The following is a 3798-nucleotide window of genomic DNA, read 5'->3' on the forward strand; positions in this document are numbered from 1 at the left end:
CGCCGTGGTGGAAACAGTGCCCGTCGACGACGACGGACTCAAAGCCGCCCAGTTGGCGTCCCTGGGTCGGCCGCCGGACGCCGTGCTGATCACCCCCTTGGTCTGATCGCGTTCTCCGGTGGCTCCGAACACCACGATCACGCGTGCCCCGGGTTCGGGACGGCGCACCGAGGCCAGGGTCCGCTCGAGCGCGTCGGGATTGTGCGCGAAGTCGACGATCGCGGCCGGGTTGCCGCTGAGCACCTGCATCCGGCCGGGAACCTCGACGGTCAGCGGATCCGCCGTGTCGAGCGCCTGCTGGAGCCGCGCCGGAGAGGTGCCGGAGGCCGCCACCATCACCACGGCCAGCGCGGCGTTGGAGATGTTGAACGAGCCGGGCAGCCCGGTGTGCAGCCGCAGCACCACGCCGTCGGGCCCGTGCAGCTCAAACCGGTGCCCCAGGCCCTCACGGACCGGGTTGCGAACGGACCAGTCGGCGCTGCCGCCCTGCGTGGCCAGGGTGGCCACCGGGACTCCGGCGGCCCGGGCCTGGTCGGCGAGCCGGCGGCCCCAGTTGTCGTCGACGCACACGACCGCCCGGCCGGACCGCTCCGGGCTGAACAGGAGGGCCTTGGTCTCGAAGTACTCGTCCATGCTCCCGTGCAGGTCCAGGTGGTCCTGGGTGAGATTGGTGAAGCCGGCCACGTCGAACCGGACGGCATCGACCCGCCGGAAGGAAATGGCATGCGAGGAGACCTCCATGGCCGCCGCGTCCAGCCCGCGTTCGCGCATCAGGGCCAGCAACCCGTGCACCTCGGGCGATTCCGGCGTGGTCAGGGCGCTGGGAATCGGTTCGGAACCGGCCGTGATCTCGATCGTTCCGATCAGTCCGGTGCTGAGGCCCAGCGCCTCCAGCAGGGACTTGATGAAGTAGGTGGTGGTGGTCTTGCCGTTGGTTCCGGTGACGCCAAAGAGCGCCGGCGCCCGGCCGCCCGCGGGCTGGCTGCCGTAGACGGCGGCCGCCAGCGGCCCCACGAGTGCGCGCAGGTCCCGTGACCGCAGCACGGGCAGGGCCGGTGCCAGGCCGGCTGCCCGCCGGGCGCCGCCGTCGTCGGTCAGGATGGCCGCCGCTCCGGCCGCTTCGGCCTGGGCGGCGAAGTCGGCGCCGTGCCGGCGGGCTCCGGGCAGGCCGACATACAAGTCCCCCGGCTCGACGGAACGCGAATCGATGGTGATCCCGGTAAAGGACAGGTCCTCCGACCCCGGGCCGCCCTCCGGCACGGGAAGCCCACGGTGCTGCAGCATGCTGCTCAGCGCCGCCAGCCGGACCGGCCTGACCGTTTGGGGCCGCAAGGGCGAGGCGGACCGGTGGGGCTGCTCGGCAGTGGAACTCACATATTCTCCAGGTTGGCTCATTCCAGCGGCAGGTCGACCCGTTTGCTGGTGGACGGCGGCACGTCGTAGGCGTTGAGGACCTGCGTCATGACCTTCTTGAACGTCGGTCCGGCCGACAGCGTCAGCACCCCGCCCTGCGGCCGCTGGATGGTCGCCACGACGACGAACTGCGGATCCTCCATCGGGGCGATGCCGGCCATCGAAATGGTGTAGCCGCTGAATCCCCCGTCGGCGGCCGGTGCTTCGGCTGTACCGGTCTTGACCCCGATCCGATACTCCTTAATGTTACCGGGCTTGCCGCTGTGGTACTTCGAGTTGGTTTCCAGCATGTCCTGCACCAGGTTCGCGGTCTTCTTGGAAACCGCCCGGCTGCCCTTCTCGACCGGCACCTCGTGCTCGGTGCCGTTCGGGTCGATGTAGGCGTCGATGAGCCGCGGCTGCATCAGCACCCCGTTGTTGGCGATCGTGCCGAAGGCAACGGCGGTATGGAGGGCCGTCTGGGCGAGGCCCTGGCCGAACAGGACGGTGAACTCCTGCCGCCCGTCCCACGTCCCGGGCTCGGCCAGCAGGCCGGCGGTGGCGCCGTTGATGCCGATGTCGAAGCGCTGGCCGATGCCGAACCTCCGCAGGTAGTCGTAGCGCTGCTGCCGCGTCAGCTGCTGCCCGATCATGGTGGTGCCGGTATTGAGCGACTGCGCGAAGATTCCGGCCGTGGTGCGCGTCAGGGTGCCGTGCGGTGTCGCGTCCTGGAAGGTCTGGCCGTTGACCGTGTATTTAGGCGGGATGGTGTACCGCGAAGTCGGGGTGGTGATGCCCTCTTCGATCGCCGCCGCCATGGTGATCATCTTGGTGGTCGATCCCGGCTCGAAGGCACGGGTCACCGCCATCGACTGCCGTTCGCTGTCCGGCGTGGCGCCCGGATCATTGGGGTCCACCGTCGTGGAGTCCGCCAGCGCGATCAGGTCGCCGGTCTTGGCATTCAGGACGACGACGGTCCCGTAGTCGGCGCCGTAATCCTGCACGGTCTCGGCGATGACTTCCTGGGCGTACCACTGGATGTCGGTATTGAGGGTCAGGCGCACGCTTTGGCCGTCCACGGCCGGGACTTCTTCATAGGTGCCGACCGGGATGCGGATGCCGTCGGCGCCGATTTCATAGGTCTTCGAGCCCGGCGTCCCGGAGAGGACGTCGTTCTGCGAGGCCTCGATGCCTTCGAGCGGCACGCCGTCCGACCGCATAAACCCGACCACGGAGCCGGCCACCGCCCCTGCCGGGTAATTGCGGATGGTGGTCGCGCGGGCGGACAGCCCGGGGAAGGCCAGGTCCTCGATCTTCTGCTGGACTTCCGGGGTGACCGATTTGGCCACATAATTAAAGGGCTTGTCGCCGGTGACCGCTTTGGTGACGGTCTCCACGTCCTGGCCGAGGATGCCCGCCAGCTCGGCAATGGCGTCGGCAATCTTGACGTCCTCGGACTTTTGGCTGATCGGATCGAACCGGGTGTAGTCCTCGACCAGCCGCTGGTCCACCACCACGTCGAACCGCTGCACGCTGCGGGCGAGCACGTTGTTGTTCGCATCCAGGATCTCGCCGCGCAGCGCGGGCAGGTCGACGGTGCGCAGGCGCTTGTCCACTGCGGCCTGGGCCATGCCTGCCGTGTCCAGTCCCTGCAGCTGGAACAAGCGGGCCCCGAGGATAACCAGCAGGATCAGCACCATCGCCAGCCCGGCCCGGAGCCGCCGGGTGGCCCTCGCCGTACGGTCGGGGTGCTGCCGGTCGGCTGTTGGTGCTGCCACTGGTACCTCGTTTGCGTTGCCGGGCGGTTACTGGCCTGTCTGTTGCTTCGGCGCCGGGATGCTCCCGCCGTTCAGCTGCTTTTCGGCTTGTTTCGGTGCCGCGTCCCCTTCTGCAGCGCCTTCGGCAGCGGCAGCAGGTTTCGCGTTTTCCTTCGCCGCCGCGGGGGCGCCGTCCTTCTTCCCGGCTCCATCCTTCGCGGCCGGCTGGTGGACCGGATTTTCCGGCTGGGCCACCAGCAGCTCCGGGGCTGCGCCTGGTTCCGCCGCCTTCGGCTTCCCGGTGACCTTCTGGCTCTCCAGGTTGATGGAGCCGACCGACGGAGACGTTACCATTCCCAATTCTGCCGCCTTCGCGGCCAGATTCTGGGGAGCCTGGTTGTTTTCGAGTTGCTGTGTCAGTTTTTCGTTCGCCTGGGCCAAGGAGACCTGCTCGTTGCGCAGCTCCACCAGTTTGTACTGCCCGCTGGAGACCGAGATGTTCAGCATCAGGACGCTGCCGAGTGCGAGCACCAGGACGGTAAAGCAGAACAGGGCGAACGGTACGCGCTTGCGCGTCGGGCTGTTGGGTACGACGGAGAGCGGGGTACGGCGGGGCGCCTGCCGGGGCGCCGCCGCGGGACCCCGGGCC

Annotated in this window: 3 protein-coding genes; all 3 read right to left on the bottom strand. The window is 68.7% G+C overall.

Annotation, left to right across the window (positions count from 1 at the left end):
• Positions 1-1395: Mur ligase family protein (locus AC5RV2_RS15760; protein ID WP_494093114.1), on the bottom strand; the 1395-nt coding region annotated here is incomplete at its 3' end.
• Positions 1392-3170, bottom strand: a complete 1779-nt coding sequence (locus AC5RV2_RS15765; RefSeq protein WP_494093115.1) for a peptidoglycan D,D-transpeptidase FtsI family protein — start codon at positions 3168-3170, stop codon at positions 1392-1394. The genes AC5RV2_RS15760 and AC5RV2_RS15765, both read right to left, overlap by 4 nt.
• Before the next feature lie 27 nt (positions 3171-3197).
• Positions 3198-3798, bottom strand: a 601-nt coding sequence (gene ftsL, locus AC5RV2_RS15770; protein WP_494093116.1) for a cell division protein FtsL, incomplete at its 5' end; no start/stop codon positions are given.

The sequence above is a fragment of the Arthrobacter sp. Y3225116 genome, assembly GCF_059091245.1.